This window comes from Streptomyces phyllanthi (genome assembly GCF_009377205.1).
GTDB lineage: Bacteria > Actinomycetota > Actinomycetes > Streptomycetales > Streptomycetaceae > Streptomyces > Streptomyces phyllanthi.
This window is the reverse complement of the sequence record NZ_VJZE01000550.1, coordinates 1-5,512: the sequence shown is the minus strand read 5'-3', so window position 1 is coordinate 5,512 and position 5,512 is coordinate 1. Positions and strand designations below refer to the sequence as shown.

The window sequence follows — 5,512 nt, the reverse complement described above, 5'->3', positions numbered from 1 at the left end:
CCGCGGGTGGGTGGGGGCTGGTCGCGCAGTTCCCCGCGCCCCTGAAAAGCCCGGCCCCGGCCCGGAGAAATCCAGCCCGGCCGCGCGCCCCAGTCCTTCGGGCGATCGAGACGAGTAGGGGCCGCGCGGGCGGGACGAACCCCGCGCGCACCCACGAACCTCAGCTCTTCTCGAAGCGGAACCCGACCCCCCGCACCGTGGCGATGTACCGCGGATTCGCCGCGTCGTCCCCGAGCTTCTTGCGCAGCCAGGAGATGTGCATGTCGAGCGTCTTGGTCGACGACCACCACGTCGTGTCCCAGACCTCCCGCATCAGCTGGTCCCGCGTGACGACCCGCCCCGCGTCCCGCACCAGCACCCTCAGCAGGTCGAACTCCTTCGCCGTGAGCTGGAGCTCCTCGTCCCCCATCCACGCCCGGTGGGACTCGACGTCGATCCGGACGCCATGGGTGGCGGGGGGCTGCTGCGGCTCGGTGGCGCCGCGTCGCAGCAGGGCCCGCACACGGGCGAGCAGCTCGGCGAGCCGGAACGGCTTGGTGACGTAGTCGTCGGCGCCCGCGTCGAGACCGACGACGGTGTCCACCTCGTCGGCACGCGCGGTCAGGATGAGGATCGGAACGGTGTGGCCCTCGGCACGGAGCCTGCGGGCCACCTCCAGGCCGTCCATGCCGGGCAGGCCCAGGTCCAGGACGACCAGGTCGACGCCACCCTGCATACCGGCGTCCAGCGCGGTGGGACCGTCCTCACGGACCTCGACCTCGTAGCCCTCCCGGCGCAGCGCGCGGGCCAGGGGCTCCGAGATGGACGCGTCGTCCTCGGCGAGCAGTACTCGGGTCATGGGGTGATGGTAGTCCGCATCGGACGAGACCAGGAGGGTGATCGGCGAGCATGATTCATACCTTCACGCTGCGGACTTCTTACCTTCGTACGGGACCATCACCCCGTGCCTCCGCTGTCACCGGCTCGCGCACGCACCACCCCCACCGTGACTCACAGTGATGCACTCCGGAACGATTCCTCCGATCGCAGGACGCGACACCCCGAACGCCCTTCGAACGCAGAACCCCCACGCCTTTCTTACCTGTGATTCACGTCTCAAGCACTGCCGCTCCTCATTGTTACCGTGACGTACAGTGAGAGAACACCTGTGACGACAACACCACAGTGACCTTTGGCGTGACGTGACGCCGAAGGTCTCTTCTATGTGCGGCGCGCAACCGCCCCCCGCCTTCCTCAGGGCCGGGGCCCCCACGCACGCGCCCCGACCAGCGAGGAACGACATGGCGTCCAGCCAGACGAAGAACTCGGCCTCCCCGGGCACCCCCGGTCCCGAGAAGACCTTCTTCGGCCACCCCCGCGGACTGGCCACCCTCTTCCTGACCGAGATGTGGGAGCGGTTCAGCTTCTACGGGATGCGGGCCCTTCTCGTCGTCTATCTGCTCTCCGGCGGCCCGGACGCCAAGGAGGGCGGCATGGGCGGCGGGCTCGGCATGGACCTGGCCACCACCACCGCGATCTACTCGGTCTATCTGTCGATGGTGTACCTGCTCGCGTTGCCCGGCGGCTGGCTCGGTGACCGCGTCTGGGGCCCTCGCAGAACGGTGACCGTCGCGGCCGTCACGATCATGTCGGGCCACCTGGTGCTGGCGCTGCCCGGTGGCGAGGCCCCCTTCTTCGCCGGTCTGGCACTGGTCGCGCTCGGCTCCGGTCTGCTCAAGGCCAATATCTCCACCATGGTCGGCCATCTCTACGACGGCCCCGAGGACCCACGTCGCGACGGCGGCTTCACGATCTTCTACATGGGCATCAACATGGGTGCCTTCTTCGCTCCGCTGATCATCGGCACCGTCGGCCAGCAGGTGAGCTGGCACCTCGGCTTCGGCCTGGCCGCCGTGGGGATGGGGATCGGCCTCGCGGCCTTCCTCCTCGGCACCCGGAACCTGAGCCCGCAGAGCGACGTCGTCCCGAAGCCGCTGGCGGCCGAGGAGCGCGCCGCCTGGCTGCGCAAGGGCCTGACCTGGCTGGCCGTCGCGGCCTTCTTCTACGGCGTCGTCGGCTTCACCGGCCACTTCACTCTGAACTGGGCGATGATCCCGCTCACGGTCATCGGCCTGGTCATCCCGGCCGGCGTACTGGTCCGCATAAAGAGGGACAAGGACCTCACGGCCGTCGAGCAGTCGAAGATGACCGGCTACATCTGGTTCTTCGTCGCGGCCGCCGCGTTCTGGATGATCTACGACCAGGGCGGCTCCACGGTCCAGGCGTTCGGCGAGACGAAGGCCTCCGACTCGCTGCTCGGCTTCAGCTTCCCGTCCTCCTGGTACCAGTCGCTGAACCCGGTGTTCATCATGGCGCTGGCCCCGGTCTTCGCCTGGCTGTGGCTGTGGCTGAACCGCGGGGGCAAGGAGCCGAGCACCGTGGCCAAGTTCGCCGCGGCCCTGTTCTTCATCGGTGTCTCGTTCTTCTTCTTCCTGCTGCCGCTGGGCCTGGCCGGGAGCGGCACGATGGTCAGCCCGATGTGGCTGGTGGGTATCTATCTGATCCAGACCATCGGTGAGCTGTGCATCTCGCCGGTCGGCCTGTCGGTGACCACGAAGATGGCCCCCGCGAAGTACGCCAGCCAGATGATGGGCGTCTGGTTCCTCGCCGTCACCGCGGGCGACTCGGTCACGGGTCTGCTCTCCAACCCGGCCGTCGGGGGTGTCGACCTGAGCGGCACCCCGGCGGTCGCCATGGAGGCGGTGCTCGCCACCGTGGCGGGCATCGCGGTGTACCTGTACCGGAGGAAGGTCAGGGCCCTGATGGGCGACGTCCACTGACGCCGTGCGCAGGTCGAAGGGCCACCGTACCGGTCCGGTGCGGTGGCCCTTCGGCTTCGTGGCGCCCGTACGCCTGTACGCCCGTACCGTCAGCGTGAGCGGTGGCGCGGCATGAACGTGAACACGGCGCCGCCCAGCAGCGTCACCGTTCCGGCGACCAGGCCCAGGGCCTTGAGCGCGCCGTTGTCGTCGGCTCCCGTCTCGGCGAGGCCGCCGCCCGTCGTACCGCCGCCGGACGTGGACGAGCCCCCGGCCGAACCTCCCGTCGAGTCACCGCCCGAGGCTCCGCCGGGCTGCTCCGTCGTGTCGAGGGTCAGGGAGACCTCCGTCTTCGACGGGGTGCAGGTCGTGGTCGTGCCCAGCGCCTTGACCGTCAGCACACCCGGCGACAGGGTCGACTCGCCCGTCGCGCCCGGCTTGTACGTGCCCGTCAGATCGGGGATCTCCATGGGGTCGCCCGCCTTGATGGGCTCCGCGTTGGTCGGCCCCTCCACCTGCACGGTTCCCGTGTCCGCGCCCCCGAGCCGTACCTCCATGGACGGTTTCACGGAGTCCTTCGGGATGTCGGCCGGGCTGTCCATCACGGACTTCTTGAACTGCACCGTGAGGTCGTAACTCCCGCCGTTCTTCTTGGCGTTGATCTGCACGGGCGAGGTCACGTCCTTGTCCCCGATCGGCGTCTTGCACGCGTACGGGACCTGGACCTCCTTACCGGTGAAGTCCGTCTGGCCGCCGTCCTCGCCGCCGCCCGCGTTCGTGCCCGTGGACGGGGTGGGTGTCGCGCTCGACGTACTGCCGTTCCCCGCCGTCACGTTGATGGTCGCCGCCGCATTCACCGTCTCCGTCGGCGCGCACTTGGTGTCCGTCGACATGACGTTGATCGTGTACGCGTCCGGCGTCAGCGTCACCTGGCCGGCCTTCGTCAGCTTCAGCTTGCCCTTCATGTCGGAGAGCACCATGGCTCCCCCCTTGGGGATGGCGGGGTTCTCGCGGGGCCCCTGCATCGCGATGTCGACGGTCTGCGCCCCGGCCGCCTTGAGCGTGCCGCTCGGCTGGACGGAGTTCGCGGGCAGATCGATGAGATCGGGATTCTTGGACGCCGCCTGGACGAACTTCCACACCACCTCGACCTCGTCCCCCACCTTCGCCGTGGCGGGCGCCGTCACCTCCACCTTGGTGGTGCCCTCGACGGGCGGCAGCCCGGAGGCCGCGGGCGGTACGCACTTCGTCGCGTACGACACCTCCGCCGCCTGGGCCGGTACCGCGGCCACCCCGAGCAGGACCGCGGCTCCTCCCAGCATCAGCGCCGCCCCGGCGGCGCCTCTGCCGCGCCCTGCCCCTCGTACCGCGAGAACTCTCCGTTGCGCGCTCACGTGTTTCCCTTCCTGGTCGGAGTCGTGGGGCCCGGCGGAGTCTTCGCGGTCTTCCGACCCGTGGGACTCGTCGAGCCGCTCTCTTGCGGTGCGGAGAGCTGCCCGGCCGCCGTCCCCGGACCGGTGTCCGGCGAGAACCACGGCAGGGCCGGGGTGGTACGGGACGTCGTTTCCGCCGGAAGTTCCCCGGAGGACCTGGACGGCTTCCCGGTCGTACGGGAGTGGGCGGCCGAGCGCTTCGACACCGGCCCCGGCAGCCGCACGGCGAGGCCGGACCACCACCTCCCCCGGCGCCGCCCCGGCACCTGGGCACGGGGCCGCGCCCGGTCCACGACCGCCATGCCGATACGGAACAGCGCGGCCGGTACGACGACGGCGAGCAGGATCCAGAAGAGGGTCACGCCCCAGGGCCGGCCCACGCCCCACGGCTGCTCGGCGAGCACCTTGCCGCCGTACTTGAGCGAGACCGTGTAGTCCCCGTGCGCCCCGGCCGCCAGTTCGACCGGCAGCGAGATCCGCGCCTTCTTACCGGGCTGCAGCGTGCCGCGCCACTGCTGTTCCTCCCAGTCGGGGGCGAACACCCCGTGGCTGGTGCCCACCTGGAAGACGGGGTTCCTGACCGGGGACGTGCCCACGTTGCCCACGGTGAAGACGAGTCGGCGCGCCGGCGGTGCCCCGAACCACGTCAGCAGCCCGCTCGAGCCGTCCAGCCGGGTGTCCGTGAGGACCGAGAGCCGCCCGCCGGCCGCCTCGTCCGGCAGGGGCTCCACCGCGTGCCCGGCCACCTGGAAGATCGCGTCGGCCTCCGCCTTCTCCCCGGTCACCGTGGCGACATGCACCACGCACGGGCACGGCACGGGCGGCTCGACCACGGGCAGCGCCTTGTCGAAGGCGCCCTTCGCGTCGGTGGTGACGGCCCTGCCGTCCGCGTTGGCACAGGAGTTGGTGCCGCCGATCACCCCGCGGGACGGTGTCGACCGACCGCAGATCAGCATCATCAGCAGGGTCTGCGGACGCCATCCGGTGCCGCTCACGGTGATCGAACCGCCGGTACCCGCCTGGGACTTGGACAGTTCGACCGTCGGTTTGTCCGCGGCCCACGCGGCCCCACCCGCCCCCACGCCCGCGGGCGGGACCAGGACGAGCGCGAGTACCGCCACCAGCGCCGAGATCCGCCCCTTGCCGCTCACGTCACCGCTCCCGTCGACTCGACTTCCGTACGCGGCGGTTCCGCCACCAGCGCTCCCTGCCCACGACGCCTTCGACGCCTTCGACGCCGTACGACGAGGAACGCGCCCACCACCCCGGCCCCACCCGCGC

At 70.4% G+C, this 5,512-nt stretch carries 4 protein-coding genes; 1 reads left to right on the top strand and 3 read right to left on the bottom strand.

What is annotated here, in order from left to right:
• Positions 1-160: 160 nt before the first annotated feature.
• Positions 161-838 (bottom strand): response regulator transcription factor, encoded by a 678-nt coding sequence (locus FNH04_RS40535; protein WP_152791190.1) that lies wholly within the window; start codon positions 836-838, stop codon positions 161-163.
• Positions 839-1,280: 442 nt separating this feature from the next.
• Between FNH04_RS40535 and FNH04_RS40530 the strand changes: the two genes are divergently transcribed.
• Positions 1,281-2,819: a peptide MFS transporter gene (locus tag FNH04_RS40530; protein WP_152791189.1), complete on the top strand. Its 1,539-nt coding sequence runs from the start codon at positions 1,281-1,283 to the stop codon at positions 2,817-2,819.
• Between the two features lie 89 nt (positions 2,820-2,908).
• Here the strand turns inward: FNH04_RS40530 and FNH04_RS40525 are convergent, their stop codons facing one another.
• Positions 2,909-4,120, bottom strand: coding sequence for a hypothetical protein (locus FNH04_RS40525; RefSeq protein ID WP_152791192.1), 1,212 nt, complete (start codon positions 4,118-4,120; stop codon positions 2,909-2,911).
• Between the two features lie 68 nt (positions 4,121-4,188).
• Positions 4,189-5,382 (bottom strand): hypothetical protein, encoded by a 1,194-nt coding sequence (locus FNH04_RS40520; RefSeq protein ID WP_322725290.1) that lies wholly within the window; start codon positions 5,380-5,382, stop codon positions 4,189-4,191.
• Between the last annotated feature and the right edge of the window lie 130 nt (positions 5,383-5,512).